The organism is Catellatospora tritici (assembly GCF_019083965.1).
Classification (GTDB): Bacteria; Actinomycetota; Actinomycetes; order Mycobacteriales; family Micromonosporaceae; genus Catellatospora; species Catellatospora tritici.
In genome coordinates this window covers 240,740-257,342 of sequence record NZ_JAHRCY010000007.1, presented here as the reverse complement: position 1 = coordinate 257,342, position 16,603 = coordinate 240,740, and the positions used below count along the sequence as shown (strand labels likewise).

General features: G+C 71.7%; 17 protein-coding genes. 13 read left to right on the top strand and 4 right to left on the bottom strand.

Features of this window, described 5'->3' with window-relative positions; translation table 11 throughout:
- Positions 1 to 17: 17 nt before the first annotated feature.
- Together KUA19_RS18245 and KUA19_RS18240 are read left to right on the top strand one after the other, a co-directional pair.
- Positions 18 to 1,871, top strand: coding sequence for a M48 family metallopeptidase (locus KUA19_RS18245; RefSeq protein ID WP_217397196.1), 1,854 nt, complete (start codon positions 18 to 20; stop codon positions 1,869 to 1,871).
- 38 nt (positions 1,872 to 1,909) lie between these two features.
- Positions 1,910 to 2,821 (top strand): hypothetical protein, encoded by a 912-nt coding sequence (locus tag KUA19_RS18240; RefSeq protein ID WP_217397195.1) that lies wholly within the window; start codon positions 1,910 to 1,912, stop codon positions 2,819 to 2,821.
- Positions 2,822 to 2,883: 62 nt separating this feature from the next.
- On the opposite strand, the gene KUA19_RS18235 is transcribed toward KUA19_RS18240, so the two are convergent.
- Complete coding sequence (locus KUA19_RS18235) at positions 2,884 to 4,038, bottom strand: hypothetical protein (RefSeq protein WP_308167493.1); 1,155 nt, start codon at positions 4,036 to 4,038, stop codon at positions 2,884 to 2,886.
- Positions 4,039 to 4,133: 95 nt separating this feature from the next.
- On the opposite strand from KUA19_RS18235, the gene KUA19_RS18230 reads away from it, so the two are divergent.
- From KUA19_RS18230 to tadA, 5 genes are all read left to right on the top strand, one after another.
- The gene (locus tag KUA19_RS18230) at positions 4,134 to 5,129 is read left to right on the top strand and encodes a prephenate dehydrogenase (RefSeq protein WP_217397194.1); all 996 of its coding nucleotides are present in this window, start codon (positions 4,134 to 4,136) and stop codon (positions 5,127 to 5,129) included.
- Positions 5,126 to 5,434: a hypothetical protein gene (locus KUA19_RS18225; protein WP_217397193.1), complete on the top strand. Its 309-nt coding sequence runs from the start codon at positions 5,126 to 5,128 to the stop codon at positions 5,432 to 5,434. Before KUA19_RS18230 ends, KUA19_RS18225 begins: the two co-directional genes overlap by 4 nt.
- A gap of 133 nt (positions 5,435 to 5,567) precedes the next feature.
- Positions 5,568 to 5,777: a hypothetical protein gene (locus KUA19_RS18220; RefSeq protein ID WP_217397192.1), complete on the top strand. Its 210-nt coding sequence runs from the start codon at positions 5,568 to 5,570 to the stop codon at positions 5,775 to 5,777.
- A gap of 121 nt (positions 5,778 to 5,898) precedes the next feature.
- Positions 5,899 to 6,408, top strand: a complete 510-nt coding sequence (locus KUA19_RS18215; RefSeq protein WP_217397368.1) for a tRNA adenosine deaminase-associated protein — start codon at positions 5,899 to 5,901, stop codon at positions 6,406 to 6,408.
- Entirely contained in the window at positions 6,372 to 6,866 is a 495-nt protein-coding gene (tadA, locus tag KUA19_RS18210; RefSeq protein WP_372451810.1) for a tRNA adenosine(34) deaminase TadA, read from the top strand. Before KUA19_RS18215 ends, tadA begins: the two co-directional genes overlap by 37 nt.
- A gap of 68 nt (positions 6,867 to 6,934) precedes the next feature.
- Here tadA and KUA19_RS18205 read toward each other — a convergent pair whose 3' ends face one another.
- Positions 6,935 to 7,732: a MaoC/PaaZ C-terminal domain-containing protein gene (locus tag KUA19_RS18205; RefSeq protein WP_217397367.1), complete on the bottom strand. Its 798-nt coding sequence runs from the start codon at positions 7,730 to 7,732 to the stop codon at positions 6,935 to 6,937.
- 10 nt (positions 7,733 to 7,742) lie between these two features.
- Positions 7,743 to 9,047, bottom strand: coding sequence for a 3-oxoacyl-ACP reductase (locus tag KUA19_RS18200; protein WP_217397190.1), 1,305 nt, complete (start codon positions 9,045 to 9,047; stop codon positions 7,743 to 7,745).
- A gap of 46 nt (positions 9,048 to 9,093) precedes the next feature.
- On the opposite strand from KUA19_RS18200, the gene KUA19_RS18195 reads away from it, so the two are divergent.
- Together KUA19_RS18195 and purB are read left to right on the top strand one after the other, a co-directional pair.
- On the top strand, positions 9,094 to 10,356 hold the full coding sequence (locus tag KUA19_RS18195; RefSeq protein ID WP_217397189.1) for an acetyl-CoA C-acetyltransferase: 1,263 nt from the start codon (positions 9,094 to 9,096) through the stop codon (positions 10,354 to 10,356).
- Between the two features lie 148 nt (positions 10,357 to 10,504).
- The gene (purB, locus tag KUA19_RS18190; protein ID WP_217397188.1) at positions 10,505 to 11,944 is read left to right on the top strand and encodes an adenylosuccinate lyase; all 1,440 of its coding nucleotides are present in this window, start codon (positions 10,505 to 10,507) and stop codon (positions 11,942 to 11,944) included.
- A gap of 49 nt (positions 11,945 to 11,993) precedes the next feature.
- On the opposite strand, the gene KUA19_RS18185 is transcribed toward purB, so the two are convergent.
- Positions 11,994 to 12,437 (bottom strand): NINE protein, encoded by a 444-nt coding sequence (locus tag KUA19_RS18185; RefSeq protein WP_254549621.1) that lies wholly within the window; start codon positions 12,435 to 12,437, stop codon positions 11,994 to 11,996.
- An 87-nt stretch (positions 12,438 to 12,524) separates the two neighbouring features.
- Between KUA19_RS18185 and KUA19_RS18180 the strand changes: the two genes are divergently transcribed.
- From KUA19_RS18180 to purL, 4 genes are all read left to right on the top strand, one after another.
- Entirely contained in the window at positions 12,525 to 13,103 is a 579-nt protein-coding gene (locus KUA19_RS18180) for a TMEM165/GDT1 family protein (protein ID WP_308167491.1), read from the top strand.
- A 119-nt stretch (positions 13,104 to 13,222) separates the two neighbouring features.
- Entirely contained in the window at positions 13,223 to 13,465 is a 243-nt protein-coding gene (gene purS / locus KUA19_RS18175; RefSeq protein ID WP_212834353.1) for a phosphoribosylformylglycinamidine synthase subunit PurS, read from the top strand.
- Positions 13,462 to 14,145, top strand: a complete 684-nt coding sequence (purQ, locus tag KUA19_RS18170) for a phosphoribosylformylglycinamidine synthase subunit PurQ (protein ID WP_217397186.1) — start codon at positions 13,462 to 13,464, stop codon at positions 14,143 to 14,145. Before purS ends, purQ begins: the two co-directional genes overlap by 4 nt.
- A complete protein-coding gene (gene purL / locus KUA19_RS18165; protein WP_217397185.1) occupies positions 14,142 to 16,571 on the top strand; it encodes a phosphoribosylformylglycinamidine synthase subunit PurL in 2,430 nt (809 codons plus the stop codon). The genes purQ and purL overlap by 4 nt, the downstream gene beginning before the upstream one ends.
- Positions 16,572 to 16,603: the final 32 nt, after the last annotated feature.

Below are 16,603 nucleotides of genomic sequence, written 5' to 3'. Positions count from 1 at the left end.
GGCTGGGGGAGGAAGACATGACCGCGGGCGTACGCGCGCTGGTGAGCGTGCTGATGCTGATCGGGTTCTACGTGCTCGCGCTGGTCGAGCTGGCCGCGTCGGTGGCACTGGCGATCTGGCTGTTGTCCGTCGCGCCGGCCGCGGTCGCCATCAAGGTGACCCTGCCACTGTTCGTGGCGATCATCGGCGGTGTCGGCTGGGCGCTGTGGCAGGCGATCAAGGCCGATACCGAGCCGATGCCGGGGGTGACCCTGACGCCGGAGCAGGCACCGCAGCTGTGGGCCGAGGTGCGCCGCCTGGCCGACGGTGTCGGCACCCGCGCGCCGGACGAGATCCGGATCGTGCCCGAGGTCAACGCCGCTGTGCAGGAGCAGGCCAAGCTGCTCGGTCTCATCGCCGGACACCGCTACCTCTACCTCGGCCTGCCGCTGCTGCAGGCGATGAGCGTCGACCAGCTGCGCGCGGTGCTCGCGCACGAACTCGGCCACTACTCCGGCGCGCACACCCGGCTCGGTGCGGTCGCCTATCGCGGACGCATCGCGATCGCGGGCGCCGTGGGCCGCATCGGCAAGTTCAACGTCGCGGGCTGGCCGTTCTACCTGTACGCCCAGATGTATCTGCTCGTGGACAACGCCGCCTCGCGCCGCCAGGAGTTGGAGGCCGACGCGTCGGCGGTGCGCCTGGCGGGCAGGCGGGCCGCGATCGCCGCGCTGACCGAGGTCCACGTCGTGGCCAAGGCGTACGACTTCTACCTCGGTCGCTACGTCGCCCCCGGTGCCGCATTGGGGCTGCTGCCCGACAATGTCTTCGGCCGCTTCACTGACCTGCTCGACGCCCGCCGCGACGAGATCGCCGACCTGCGGCGGCGCGCCGTCGCGGAGCCGGAGCCGGGTTCGCGCTGGGACACGCACCCGCCGCTGCACACCCGCATCGCCGCCATCGAGGCCCTGCCGGAGGGCACGCCGAGCAACGACCTGCGCCGGGCCACCGACCTGGTGCCGAACCTGCCCGAGGTCAGCCACCGGCTGCACGGCATGGCGGTGAACGTCCGCGGTCGGGAGGTGCTGCCGTGGGAGCGGTTCACCGCCGTCACCGCCGACCGCCAGCTGCAGGAGGCCGCCGACGGGATCTTCCGCGAGGTCGCGCGACGGCTCGGCGTGGCCCGGGTCGGGCTGGCCGAGGTGCTCTCCGCGCTGGCCGCGGGCCGGGCCTCCGAGCTGGGCCGAGCGTTCTTCGCCGACGTGCCCGAGCGTGAGGCGGCGCAGAAGTTCGCCGAACCGCTGGAGCTGCTGCTGATGCTCGCGGCGGTGCGTTCGGAGCGCTACCGCTGGCGCGAGTCGTGGGCGAGCGGTCCGGTGCTGGTCACCTCCGCCGGCGCGGACCTGGACCTGGCACCGGTGGCCAAGCTGGCGGTCGACCCCGACACGCTGCCGCAGGCGCAGGAGCGGCTGCGCGAGCTCGGCATCGAGGCGACCGCAGCGGTGGTGCAGGAGACCACGGCCAACGCCCGCAACGCCGAGGTGATCGCGGGGCTGGGCAACGTCACCTTCGGCGGGGTGGAGGCCGATCTGCTGGTGCTGGACAACGGCCTGATCGCGGTGCCCACCAAGGGCGACAAGGACGAGGGCACCCAGCGGATGCTCGCGATGATCTCGTCGACCCCGCTGGCCGAGCTGGCCCAGGCGCACCGGTTCGTGCCGTACGAGGAGATCACGAAGGTGACGGTCACCAAGCAGGTGCCGATCCGCGCCACCATCCAGCTCCATTCCGGACAGACGATCGAGTTGCGCGAGTCGTGGAGCGGTGACGAGCTGCACGGCGAGAGCCGCGACGTGCTGCACCGCGTGTTCGCCCGGTTCACCGGAGCCTGACCATGCCGGTCGAACCGATGCCGACGGGAGAGTATCGAGTGATCCAGCAGCGTACGGCCGCCCCGCAGGAGACCTCGGCGGTCGCGGCGGTGGCCGACTACGGCACGCCGGGCCAGCCCGAGGTCGTCTCGGTGGGCGACTTCCGCCTGATCGCCATGGTGGTCGGCGCGGTCGGCACGGGCGCCATCGCCGCCACCAGCGACGACCACACCATGGTGTTCCTGCTGGTGTCGGCCCTGCTTGGCGCGGCGGCGGGCGAGTCGTTCGGCTTCGGCCTGTCCCGTTGGGCGGAGGTGGTCCGGCTGCACCGCGTCGTGCGCTGGCGGGTCTGGCTGTCGGTGCTCACCGTCCTGGCGATCGCCTGCACGTTGGTGGCGCTCACGCCGGTGATCGTCAACGGCGGCGACACGAAGAACCTCACCGAACGCGGCATCGCGCTGTCGGCGGTGGCCATCGGCGGCGGCCTCAGCTCCGCGGCGACGCTGGCGGCGGTGAAGCAGGTCGCGTCGTACCCCCTGCCCGGCACCCCCGGGCAGCAGCTCGACGCGCTGCTGCGGCTGCGCACCATGTGCACCCGCATGCTCAGCCAGCTTGGCATCCTGGTCCTGCTGGTGATGGGCGTGAACGCGGCCGCGACCGGCTTCGGCGCCAAGCTGGACCAGGGCGTCGTGCTCTTCTCCGGCGTCGTCGCCTCGTTCGTGGTCGGCACCATGTACACGCCGACGGCGGCCATGCTGCGCCGACGCGGCGCACTGTTCGTGGCCGAGCACTTCTCGCTCGCCGACATTCCCGCCGCCGACCTCGTCGAGGCCGCCGAGAACAAGGCCAAGCTGGAGAAGATGCTGGGGCTGGACCAGACCACCATCGGCGAGCTCAAGGCGGCGCTCGTGGTGTTGTCGCCCATCGTGATCGGCCTGGTCGCCACCGCGATCCAGGGTTACGTCAAGTAGCTCCCCCGACGACGAAGGCCGCCAGGTCCGAACCCGGACCGGGCGGCCTTCACCTCACCAGGTCACCAGCTGAAGCCGAGGCCCGCCGGGGACACCAGGTTGAACAGGGCGAACCGGCGCTGCGGGCTGCCGTTCACCGCCGTGTACGCGCCACCGGCCACCACCTGCCCCAGCTCCTTGCTGGCCCGCAGGGCGATGACCCCGACCGAGCCGTTGCCGTTGGCGGTCCAGGTGAGCAGGTTGCCGGTCGAGGCGCTGACCGCGGCCAGCTTGACCCGCCGGATCGAACCGTCGATGCAGACGCCCTTGGGCCCGGTGGCGGCGCTGCGGCACACGTTGTCGTAGTGGCCGCCGAGGTAGACCACGTCGTCGAGCACCGCGATCGCCTGCACGTCGCCGTCGGTGGTGACGGTCCAGCGGACCGTCCCGGCGGTGTCCATCGCGCTGGCCCGGCCGCCGGTGCCGTCGATCCCGGCGTAGACGGTGTCGCCGCTGACCGCGATGTCGTGCACCATCGCGCTGACGTGCGAGAAGAAGCCGGGGTCGACCGCGCCGTTCGCCGGGTCGACGGCGGCGATCTTGGCGGTGCCGCGCAGGCTGTTCACCGAGCTGAACCTGCCACCGAGGTAGACCCGGCCGGGCGTGTACAGCACCGCGCGGACGACGTCGTTGACCTTCGGGTTCCAGTTCGGGTCGAGCGCCCCGGTGGCCAGGTCGAACGCGGCCACCCCGAGGCGGGTGTGCCCGTCCACGACGGTGAACGATCCGCCGAGGTAGAGCCGCCCGCCGCCGACGGAGACGTCGTACGGGCGGCCGTTGCTGATGTTGTGTTTGAAGGTGGACTGCAGCACGCCGGAGTGACTGACCGCGGCGAGGCTGTCCCGGCTGACCCCGTTGACGGCGTGGAAGTCCCCGGCCAGGTAGACGCCGTCGCCGTCCGTGGCGATGGCCCGGACCATGGCGTCGACCTGGGGATTCCACGGCAGCAAGGCGCCGGTGCGGGCGTTGACCGCGGCCGCGTGCGACCGTTTGACGGTGCTGCCGCCGACAGTCGCGGAGGTGAAGTCGCCGCCGACGTAGATGGTGTCGCCCCAGTAGGTGGTGGCGTGCACCTCCCCGTTGAACGTCACCGACGGAGTGGGCTTGGGGTTGACCGGGGCGGTGAGCGCGGCCGCACCGGCCAGCGGAGCGAGCAGTGCGCCGAGCACTGCGGTCACCGCGATACTGCGCAAATTAGGGCGTTTCAGCACGTCATGCCCAACGAGGCAGGCACCGGGCCGACGCTGGCAGTCCGGTGTGGCAGGCTGCCCTCGTGAACATCGCCGTCATCGGACTCGGTCTCATCGGCGGGTCGCTGCTGCGGGCCCTGGCCGCCGCCGGACACCACGTGCTCGGCTTCGACGCCGACCCGGCGGTCCGGGCCACCGCGCGCACCGCGGCGGCGAGGGTGCCCACCGCCCAGCGGTGGCAGATCACCGCGACCATCCGCGACGCGGCGGCCGACGCCGACCTGGTGGTGCTCGCCGTGCCGCTGCCCGCGCTCGACGACGTGCTCGACGCGCTGGTGGCCAGCGGCTTCCACGGCCTGATCACGGACGTGACCTCGGTCAAGGGGCCGGTGCGGGAAGCGGTCGTCCGTCGGCTGCGCACCGCCGCGAACCCGGTGGCCGGGTTCGTCGGCGGCCACCCGATGGCCGGTCGGGAGACCTCCGGCTTCGCCGCGGCCGACCCGTCCCTGTTCACCGGCTGCGCCTGGGTGCTGTGTCTGGACGAGGCGGCGGCGGTGGACGACTGGCTGACCCTGGCTGGGCTGCTGACCGAACTCGGCGCCCGCGTGGTGCCCTCCACCAGCGTCGAACACGACCGGGCCGTGGCCGTGATCAGCCACGTGCCGCACCTGCTGGCGCTGGCGCTGGCCGCCGCCGCGGCGACCGACCCACTGGCGTTGACGCTGGGTGCGGGCTCTTTCCGCGACGGCAGCCGGGTGGCGGGCGCGCCGCCGGAGCTGACCGCGGCGATGTGTAGCGGCAACACCGCGGCGGTGCAGACGGCCCTGGCCGACGTGCAGCGGCGCCTGGACGACGCGGCCAAGGCGATGGAGGCCCGCGATCCGTTCCGCGCGGTGCGCGAATGGGCGCTGGAGGGCCACACCGCGCGTACGGCCTGGCCGCCCGCGCCCGGTCGGCCCGAGCAGCTGCCGGTACGGGCGGAGACGCTGCTGCGGCTGGGGCAGGCGGGTGGCTGGATCACCGCGGTGGCGCCGGACCGCCGTACCGTGACGGCGTTTCTGCCGGTTGAAGGGGCGTGACCCAGCCTCGGACGCGCCCCGTCCTGCGTGAGCCCCATCCGGTGCGGCCGTGGGCCGTGGTCGTCGGCGCGCTGGCCGCCGGGGTGTGGCTGCTGGCGTTCGGCCTGTTCGGGATGACGCTGGGCGGATACGTGGCCTGGACGGTGTTCGCCGGTGCGGCCGCCTGGGCCGTCTCGTACGCCCTGCTCAGGTTCGGTGACCGGGGCGTGGCGGTCGGCGTGGCCGCCGCGGTTGGGGTCGGCTGGACGGCGGCCGTACTCTCCGTGGTCTTCGAGTGGATCCGCCGAGGAGCGTGGCCACTCTGAGTTAGCTTTCGTTAAGACCTCGCTACGGCTCCGGCGCTGGCAGGGGCCTGAGAAGCACAGGTCACGGTGCGTCGTGGATCGACCGCGTTGGCGGACTTGACGGAGGTCACACTCGCGCGGCACGCTCGCCTGTATGTGGACGCTGCAGCAGCTCGACCCCGACCGTAGCCGCCGCCGGCTACAGCTGCTCGCCGCGCTGTCCGGAGGGGGGACGGCACGCGAGCGGGTGCTGCCGTCGACGGGGCGCCGAGTGCCGTCCGGTGCGGCCCGCGGCCGGTTGTCGAGAGCCTCGGCCGACCGGGTTCGCGAGCTGATCGCGCTGCGTCGGCGACTGGCGGGCTGACTGGTCGTTGTCAGATCAGGGCCGTTGACGGCCCTCGGCCGGCTCCGCCGCCAGCTGACGACAGCCTCGCCGAGGTCGGGTGACCCGGCTGATGCACATATCGACACCATTTGGGGGGACCGTGTCGTATTTTGCCGCCGCGGTGGTCCGCGGCAGGTCCGGGTGGGCCGCCAGTGAACTCGATCTGCACGACGCCGCCGATGTGGACGAGGTCGCGGACCTGCTCCGCGAGACCGAGCCCAACGCCTCGGTGCATCTGATGTTTGTCGAGTCCGACGACGCCTACCTGGTGGTCATGAGGCTCGACGAGGGCGAGGACCTCCGCATCTTCGGGTCCGATTCCGCCTTCGCCGACGAATCCCGCCTCGGCAAGCTCCTGCTCGGCGAGGTTGAGGCACCGGTGGTCGAGATCGAGGAGAGCGCCTCGGGCGACGATGACGACGACCGCCCTGCCGCCGACCCGACGGCCGATCCGGTGGGTGACGCCGACCTGCTCGCCGACCTCGGCGTCTCCGCGCACAAGCTGCTGGCCCTGTGTGCCACCGACGGGCTGCTGCCCGCCGACGTGACCGCGGAGGTCTGCCAGGCGATCGGCTGCGGGGACGAGGTCGAGGAGCTGCGCGAGTCTTGATCGCCCGTGCCGGGCACGAGGCGTGGATGCGGCGTGCCCTGGAGGTCGCCGCAGGCTGCGCCGACAGCGCCGACGTGCCGGTCGGCGCGGTGATCTATGCCCCGGACGGCAGCGAGCTCGCGATCGGCCGCAACGAACGCGAAGCGGCCCACGACCCGACCGCGCACGCCGAGATCCTGGCTCTGCGTGCGGCCGCCGCGCGACGCGGCGAGTGGCGCCTGGACGGCTGCACCCTGGTCGTGACACTCGAGCCGTGCACCATGTGCGCGGGCGCGATCGTGCTCGCCCGCATCGCCACGGTCGTCTTCGGCGCCTGGGAGCCCAAGACCGGTGCCGCCGGTTCTCTGTGGGACGTGCTGCGCGACCGCCGCCTCAACCACCGCCCCGAGGTCTACTCCGGCGTCCTGGCCGACGAATCCGCCACCCTGCTCCGCGCCTTCTTCACCCCGGACCGCTGAGGCGACAGTTTCAGGGAAAGTGCACGAATACAGGCCAAGATTCCTGCACTTTCCCCGCAACTGCCGCCTCAGGCGAGCGGGGTGATGGTGCCCGCGAGGTATGGCTTCGCGGATCTGGCGTCGCGGAGGGTGAAGTCCCGGCCCGTGTAGCTGAAGCCGACCGTGGCCGGGAGCAGGATCGGCAACTTGAAGGAGACCTCGGCGGCGTACGCGGCGGGCAGGCGCCCCTCCAGCGCGGCCAGGCACCGCGCCTTGCTCCACATCCCGTGCGCGATGGGCCGGGGGAACCCGAACAACTTCGCGCCGAGCCACGAGGTGTGGATGGGGTTGTGGTCCCCCGACACCTGGGCGTACGACGTGCCGATCGACGCGGGCACCCGCCACACCGCGTGCGGCGCCGCCGCCTGCGCGTCCTCGCGCGGCGGTTTCGCCTCCCGTGACCCGTTCGACGGCCCGCGCCGCAGGTACGTCGACACGTCCCGCCACACCTCGGCCCCGTCCACCGACACCGTCGTGATCACGTCGTACTGCTTCCCGCGCGGATGTTCGCGCAGGTCCGCGGCGTGTACGGCGATGTCGAGCCGGTCGTCCGCGGTCAGCGGCCGGGTCTGCTCGATCCGGTTGGCCACGTGCACCCCGCCGACCACCGGGAACGGGAAGTCGCGCCGGGTCATCAGGTCGAGTTGCAGCCCGAAACCGAGCACGTGCGGGTAGGTCAGCGGCAGCTCGTCGCCCAGCCGGAACCCGCACACCCGCTGGTAGCGGGCCAGGTGGTCGCGGTCCACGGGGACCGACGCGGTCAGCGTGTCCTCGGGCAGCGTGCTCGGGCGCGGGAACGGGGCCAGCGACAACGCGGTGCGCAGCATGCTCGGCACGTCAGGCTCCCAGCAGCGACTGGCCGCAGACCCGGACCACGTTGCCGGTGACGTTGGCCGAGCCGGGCGCGGCGAACCAGGCCACCGTCTCGGCGACGTCGACCGGCAGGCCGCCCTGGGACATGCTGTTCATCCGCCGTCCGGCTTCGCGGATCAGCATCGGCATCTTCGCGGTCATCGCGGTCTCGATGAAGCCCGGCGCCACGGCGTTGACGGTGATCCCCTGCTCGGCCAGGGCGGGCGCCAGCGCCCGTACCCATCCGATGACCCCGGCCTTGCTAGCGGCGTAGTTGGTCTGGCCGCGGTTGCCCGCGACGCCCGCGATCGAGGCGACGCCGACGATCCGCCCGCCCGCCGGGATGAGCCCCTCGGCCAGCAGCACGTCGGTGACGTGGGTGGGCGCGATCAGGTTGACCCGCAGCACGCTGTCCCAGCGCGTGTGGTCCATGTTCGCCAGCGTCTTGTCCCGGGTGATGCCCGCGTTGTGCACCACGACGTCGATCCGGCCGTGCCGCTCGCGCAGGTGGTCGGCGAGCTTGCGGGCCGCGTCGGCTCCGGTCAGGTCCAGCTGGTACGCCTCCCCGCGCACCTCGTTGGCCACCTTGGCCAGGTCATCCCCGGCCGCGGGCACGTCCAGGCAGACCACGTGCGCGCCTTCGCGGGCCAGCACTCGGGCCATCGCGGCGCCGATGCCCCGCGCGGCCCCCGTGACCAGGGCGATCTTCCCGGTCAGGTCGCCGCTGCCGCTGTGCTGTGCGGGCGTCGCGTCCACCGTCACCGTCTGCCCGCTCACGTACGCCGACCTGGTCGACAGCAGGAACTCCAGCGTCGAGCGCAGCGCGGCGGTGTCGGCGGCCGGGTGCACCCGGACCAGCTGGGCGGTGGTGCCCCGCCCGAACTCCTTGCCGACGCTGCGCGTGAACCCGTCGAGGGCCTGCTGTGCGGCGGCGCGGGCCGGGTCGGTGAGCAGCTGCGGCGGCAGCCCGAGCACGATGACCCGCCCGGCGGGGGTGAGGCTGCGCGCGACGGGGTGGAAGAAGTCGTACAGCGCCTGCAGACCGGCCGGCGAGGTGATGCCGGTCGCGTCGAAGACGAGCCCGTGGTACTTCTCCGCCTCGGCGGCGCCGAGCAGCTTGACCAGGCCGTCGGCGCGCGGACCGTCGGACGGCCCGACCAGCACCGGCCCGGGGATGAGCGCGTCCCCGGCCTTGAATCGCGGCAGCTTCGGCGGATCCGGCAGGCCGAGCCGCTTGACTATCGCCCGACCTGCGCCTGACCTTGCGAAGCTTGTGTAACGATCGCTCATGCGGTAGACCTTACTCGCGAGTAAGGTTAGACACCAGGAGGCTGTTGTGACTGATCAGGTGCGCCGGGTAGCCGTCATCGGCGGCAACCGCATCCCGTTCGCCCGCTCCAACAGCCGCTACGCCAAGGCCTCCAACCAGGACATGCTCACCGCCGCGCTGGACGGGCTGATCGCCCGGTTCGGGCTGGCCGGGCAGCGCCTCGGCGAGGTCGCCGCGGGCGCGGTGCTCAAGCACTCGCGCGACTTCAACCTGACCCGCGAGTCGGTGCTGGGCACCGGCCTCGATCCGGCCACCCCGGCGGTCGACCTGCAGCAGGCCTGCGGCACCGGTCTCCAGGCGATCACCTACATCGCGAACAAGATCGCGCTGGGGCAGCTCGACTCGGGCATCGGCGGCGGCGTGGACACCACCTCCGACGCGCCTCTTGCCCTCAACGAGCAGTTCCGGCGGGTGCTGCTGCGGCTCAACAACGCGCGTACCACCGGCGAGCGGCTGAAGGCGGCGATGATGCTGCGCCCGTTGCAACCGTTCCAGCCGGAGATCCCCCGCAACTCCGAGCCGCGCACCGGGCTGTCCATGGGCGAGCACGCCGCGCTGACCGCCGAGCGGTGGAGCATCGGCCGGGCCGAACAGGACGAGCTGGCGCTCGACTCGCACCGCAAGCTGGCCGCCGCGTACGAGGCGGGCTTCTTCGACGACCTGCTCACGCCGTACCTCGGCCTCACCCGCGACCAGAACCTGCGCCCGGACAGCTCGCTGGAGAAGCTGGGCAGCCTCAAGCCCGTGTACGGCCTGCGCGGCGCCAACCCCACCATGACCGCGGGCAACTCGACCCCGCTCACCGACGGCGCGGCCGTGGTGCTGTTGGGCACCGAGGACTGGGCCCGTGAGCGCAACCTGCCCGTGCTGGCGAACTTCGTCACGGCGCAGACCGCCGCCGTCGACTTCGTGCACGGCGACCCCGAGCCCGAGGGCCTGCTCATGGCCCCGGTGTACGCCGTGCCCCAGCTGCTGGGCCGACTCGGCCTGAAACTGCGGGACTTCGACCTGTACGAGATCCACGAGGCGTTCGCCTCGCAGGTCCTGGCCACGCTCGCGGCCTGGGAGGCCAACGGTCTCGGCACCATCGACCGGGCCAAGCTCAACGTCAACGGCTCCTCGCTGGCGGCCGGGCACCCGTTCGCCGCCACCGGCGGCCGCATCGTGGCCACCGCCGCGAAGCTGCTGGCCCAACGCGGCGGCGGCCGCGCCCTCATCTCCATCTGCGCCGCCGGCGGCCAAGGCGTCGTCGCCGTCCTCGAACGCTGACCCGCCCCCGCCCCGCCCCGCCCCCGCCCCGCGGTGCGGTGCGGTGCGGGCCCAAGATCGTGCGCAAGTTGCCGGGCAATCGGGGGTATGACCGCCCAAGATACGCCCGATTGCCCGGCAACTTCGATGATCTAGCGTGCGTGCGAGAATGAGGTACGTGACGAAATCCCAGGTGCCTAACGTTCTTGCCGCTCGGTATGCCTCTGCTGAGCTGGTCTCGCTGTGGTCGCCCGAGGAGAAGGTGCGCGCCGAGCGGCGCCTGTGGCTCGCGGTGCTGCGGGCCCAGCGCGACCTCGGCATCACCCTGCCCGACGGCGTGCTCGAGTCGTACGAGCGGGTGCTGGACACGGTCGACCTGGACTCGATCGCCGCCCGCGAGCGGGTGACCCGCCACGACGTGAAGGCCCGCATCGAGGAGTTCAGTGAGCTGGCCGGGCATGAGCACGTCCACAAGGGGATGACCTCGCGGGACCTCACCGAGAACGTCGAGCAGCTGCAGATCCGCGACTCGCTGCTGCTGATGCGCGACCGCATGGTGTCGGCGCTGACCCGCCTGGCCGCCCGCGCCACCGAGTACGACGCGACGATCATGACCGGCCGCTCGCACAACGTCCCGGCGCAGGCCACGACGTTGGGCAAGCGGTTCGCCTCGGCCGCTCAGGAACTGCTCATCGCGTACGAGCGAATCGACGAGCTGATCGCCCGCTACCCCCTGCGCGGCATCAAGGGCCCGGTCGGCACCGCCGCCGACCAGCTCGACCTGTTCGACGGCGACGCCGCGAAGGTCGCCGAGCTGGAGCGCCGCGTCGCCGGGCACCTGGGCTTCCAGCGGGTGCTCGACAGCGTCGGCCAGGTCTACCCGCGCTCGCTCGACTTCGACGTGCTGAGCGCGCTGGCGCAGGCGGCGGCGGCGCCGTCCAGCCTGGCCACGACGATCCGGCTGATGGTCGGCCAGGAGCTGGCCACCGAGGGCTTCAAGCCGGGCCAGGTCGGCTCGTCGGCGATGCCGCACAAGATGAACACGCGCTCCAGCGAGCGGATCAACGGCCTGGCCGTGATCGTCCGGGGGTACGTGCATATGGCCGGTGAACTGGCCGGCGACCAGTGGAACGAGGGCGACGTCTCCTGCTCGGTGGTGCGCCGGGTGGCCCTGCCGGACGCGTTCTTCGCCCTGGACGGCCTGTTCCAGACGTTCCTGACCGTGCTCGACGAGTTCGGCGCGTACCCGGCGGTGATCAACCGGGAGCTGGACCGCTACCTGCCCTTCCTGGCCACCACGAAGGTGCTGGTGGGCGCGGTGAAGAAGGGTGTGGGCCGGGAGACGGCACACGAGGCGATCAAGGAGCACGCGGTGGGCGTGGCGCTGGCCATGCGCGAACGGGGCCAGGCCGACAACGACCTGTTCGACCGGCTCGCCGCCGACGCGCGGCTGGGCCTGACCCGGGCCGAGATCGACACGCTGGTCGCCGACCGGGCCGCGTTCGTGGGCGCGGCGTCGGCGCAGGTGGCCGCGGTGGTGGCGCAGGTGGAGAAGATCGCAGCGCAGCACCCGGCGGCCGCGGCGTACACGCCGGGCGCGATCCTGTGATCATCGGGCCGCGCCCGCCGCGATGCCGGCGGGCGCGGACCGGTGCGGATCAAGGGCGCAGGGGTCGGCCCTGGCCGTCGACCGGATTGCCCGCCAGCAGGACGACGCCGTCGACGACGAACCACAGCCAGATCGCGCCGTAGATCAAGAACGGGATGAACAGCACGAAGATGTTCAGGAAGAACCCGCACCAGAACGAGATCCAACCGACCACCGTCGCGCAGATCTGGAGGATGCCGACGGTGGTGTGCCCGGCGTAGAGGCGGCCGATCCCGCCCAGGCCCATGAAGAAGCCGGGCAGCAACTGCAGCAGGCCCGCGACGACCTTGCTCTTGTCGGACAGCACGGTCCCGGTCGCGTAGGTCGGCGTCGCGGAGACCGGCGCGAGAGCGTACGGCTGGTACGGGTCCGGCTGGTACGAGTCCAGTTGGTGCGGATCCGACTGGTACGGGGCCGGCTGGTACGGGTCCGGCTGGGGTGGCGGATAAGTCATGTGCTGACCGTATCGAGCGCGCTCCAGCCGCGCTTCCACCCGTACGGCTGAGAAGATCGGCTGGTGGAGTTCGTTACCGCACTGTTGGTGGCTTTCGTAGCCATCTTCCCGGTGGAGTTGCCGGACAAGACCTTCGTGGCGACCCTGGTGCTGAGCACCCGGTATCCGCCGCTGCCCACCTGGCTGGGGGTGGTGGCGGCGTTCGGGGTGCAGTGCGTGATCGCGGTGCTGGCTGGAGCCCTGCTGACGAAGCTGCCGGCGCGGCCGGTGCAGTTCGTCGCGGCGGGGCTGTTCCTGATCGGCGGGGTGGTCCTGGCGCGCGGCGCCCGCAACGCCGACGCCGAGGAGAAGGAGCAGGAGGAGGAGTTCGGCGCGAAGGTCGTCGAGCCCAAGCGGGGCTGGCGGGCGGCCGTGGCGAGCTTCCTGGTGCTGTTCACGGCCGAGTGGGGCGATCTGTCCCAGTTCCTGATCGCGGGCCTGGTCGCCCGGGGCAACCCGGCGCTGCCCACGTTCCTCGGCGGCTGGGCCGGCCTGGCAGCCGTCTCGGGCCTGGCCGTGCTGCTCGGTCGATGGCTCTTGAAACGGGTGAAACTCGCTGTCATCCGTTACGTAGGCGCGGCCGTCTGCGGCGTTCTCGCCGTCGTGACCTTGGTCTCAGCGCTGTGACGTGAGTGAAAACGTGAGGTCATTGCGGGTGCCCGGAATTCGTCGGGGATCTGACGCCCGGTAATCTGAGGTTGCCCGTGGCGGACAGGCAGACATAGAAGATAGTCAGGAGTTTCCCCGTGGCTCGCGTCGTGGTTGACGTCATGCTTAAGCCCGAGATCCTCGACCCGCAGGGGCAGGCCGTCGCGAACGCGCTGCCCCGCCTCGGCGTCAATGACGTCGCCTCGGTGCGGATCGGTCGACGTGTGGAGATCGACTTCGCCGGTGAGGTGGACCTGGAGCGCGCCCGCGAGATCGCGGACAAGCTGCTGGCCAACCCGGTGATCGAGGACTACGAGATCAGGGTTGTCGAAGCGGTATGAAGATCGGTGTGGTGACCTTCCCCGGTTCGCTGGACGACGGGGACGCGGCGCGGGCCGCACGCATCGCCGGCGCCGACGTGGTTCGGCTCTGGCACGCCGACCCGGACCTGCACGGCGTCGACGCCGTGGTGCTCCCGGGCGGCTTCTCCTACGGTGACTACCTGCGCTGCGGCGCCATCGCCCGGTTCGCCCCGGTGATGGAGACGATCTCCGCGGCCGCACGCGACGGCATGCCCGTGCTGGGCATCTGCAACGGCTTCCAGATCCTGTGCGAGGCCCACCTGCTGCCCGGCGCGCTGACCCGTAACCAGCACCTGCACTTCCGCAACCGCGACCAGTGGCTGCGGATCGAGAACAGCGACACGGCGTGGACCAACCACTTCAACACCGGCCAGGAGATCCTGGTCCCGGTGAAGAACGGTGAGGGCTGCTACGTCGCCGACCAGCGCACGCTGGACGAGCTGGAAGCCAACGGCCAGATCGTCGCGCGCTACATCCGCGGCAACCCGAACGGCTCGACGCGCGACATCGCGGCCATCCGCAACGCGGCCGGCAACGTGCTGGGCATCATGCCGCACCCGGAGCACGCCGTCGAAGCGCTGACCGGTCCGTCGCTGGACGGTCTCGGATTCTTCTCCTCGGTGCTCAAGCACCTGGCCGGCGTGGGGGTGCCCGCATGACCGAGATGCTCAACCAGACCGTCGCCGCCGTCGACACGGTGCGCCTCGCCGAGGTCACGCCCGACGAGCTGCAGCCCTACCTGGAGCTGGGGCTCAAGGACGACGAGTACCAGCGCATCCGCCAGATCCTGGGGCGCCGCCCGACCCAGTCCGAGCTCGCCATGTACTCGATCATGTGGAGCGAGCACTGCTCGTACAAGTCGAGCAAGGTGCACCTGCGGCAGTTCGGCGAGAAGGCCCCGCCGTCCGACCGGCTGCTGGCCGGCATGGGCGAGAACGCGGGCGTGATCGCGATCAACGACCGCATCGCGGTGACCTTCAAGGTCGAGTCGCACAACCACCCGTCCTTCGTCGAGCCCTACCAGGGTGCGGCGACCGGGGTCGGCGGCATCGTCCGCGACATCCTCGCCATGGGCGCCCGCCCGATCCTGGTGATGGACTCACTGCGCTTCGGCGCGGCCGACCACCCGGACACCCAGCGGGTGCTGCCGGGCGTGGTCGGCGGGGTCGGCGGCTACGGCAACTGCCTGGGCCTGCCCAACATCGGCGGCGAGGTCGTCTTCGACGAGTGCTACCAGGGCAACCCGCTGGTCAACGCGCTTAGCCTGGGCGTGCTGCCGGTCGACGGCCTGCAGCGCAAGGAGGCCGACGGCCCCGGCAACATCGTGGTGCTGATGGGCGCCAAGACCGGCCGGGACGGCATCGGCGGCGTGTCGGTGCTGGCCAGCGCCACCTTCGACGACGCCTCCGAGCAGCGGCGGCCCAGCGTCCAGGTCGGCGACCCGTTCACCGAGAAGCTGCTGATCGAGTCGTGCCTGGAGCTGTACCAGGCCAACCTGATCGTAGGCGTGCAGGACCTCGGCGGCGCGGGCCTGACCTGCGCCCTCACCGAGACCGCCGCCGCGGCGGGCACCGGCATGGACGTGCAGCTGGAGAAGGTGCACCTGCGTGAGGCTTCGATGGAGCCGCACGAGATCCTGGCCAGTGAGTCGCAGGAGCGGATGCTGTTCATCGTCGAGCCGGCCAAGCTCGATGCGGTGCTCGGCATCGCCCAGCTGTGGGGCGTCATCGCGACCCCGATCGGCGTGGTCACCGACAGCGGCCGCGTTCGGATCACCTGGCACGGCGAGACCGTGGTGGACGTGCCGCCGGGCAGCCTCGCCGACGACGGCCCGGTGTACGCCCGCCCGCTGCGCGAGCCCGCCGACCTGATCCTGCTGCAGGCCGACCGGGCCGAGACCCTGCCGCGCCCGCACCACGACCACGAGCTGCGCGAGACGGTGCTGCGCATGGCCGCCTCGCCGAACCTGTGCGACCGGTCCTGGATCACCGAGCAGTACGACCGCTACGTGCTCGGCAACACCGTGCTGGCGCAGCCGGAGGACTCCGGCATCGTCCGCCTCGACGAGGAGACCGGGCTGGGCGTGGCCCTGTCGGTCGACTGCAACTCCCGCTTCGCCCGTCTCGACCCGTACGAGGGCGCGAAGCTGGCGCTGGCCGAGGCGTACCGCAACGTGGTCGTCACCGGCGCGGAGCCGGTCGCCGTCACCGACTGCCTCAACTTCGGGTCGCCCGAGGACCCGGCGGTCATGTGGCAGTTCGCCGAGGCGGTGCGCGGCATCGCCGACGGCTGCCAGGAGCTGGGCATCCCGGTCACGGGCGGCAACGTCAGCTTCTACAACCAGACCGGCGCGGTGGCGATCCACCCGACTCCGGTGGTGGGCGTGCTCGGCGTGCTCGACAACGTCGCGCAGCGCATCCCGATGGGCTTCAGCCACGCCGGTGACCTGCTGTTCCTGATCGGCGAGACCCGCCTGGAGCTGTCCGGCTCCGAGTGGGCCTGGGTCACGCACCAGCACCTGGGCGGTCGTCCGCCGAAGGTGGACCTGGCGCGCGAGATGGCGATCGGGGCGTTCATGGCACAGGCGGCGCAGTCCGGCCTGGTCCGGTCCGCGCACGACCTGTCCGACGGCGGTCTGGCCCAGGCGTTGGTCGAGTCGACCCTGCGCAAGGGTCTCGGCGCGAGCGTGCAGCTGCCCGAGCAGCTCGAGGCGTTCACGGCGCTGTTCAGCGAGTCGGCGGGCCGGGTGCTGGTGGCCGTGCCGGCCGGGCACCGTCAGGCGTTCGAGGCGCTGGTCGCCGAGCACGAGCTGCCGGTGACCGAGCTTGGCCTGGTCGAGGGCGAGGGTGCGGACCTGACCGTGGTCGCGGCCGACGCGCACACGGGCCGATTCTCGATCCCGCTGGCCGAGCTGCGCGCGGCGTTCTCCGGCACGCTGCCGAAGCTGTTCGGCGGCGCGACCGAGCAGCCCGCGGCGGACGCGGCGCCCGCCGCCGTGGCCATCGAGACCGTCGAGATCATGTCGGCCGAGCTCGGCACGACTGACGCGGTGACCGACGAGCCGACGACCGGCGCGGCCGAGTAGTCGAAGAACCGGGCCACACCTCCTGGGTTGTA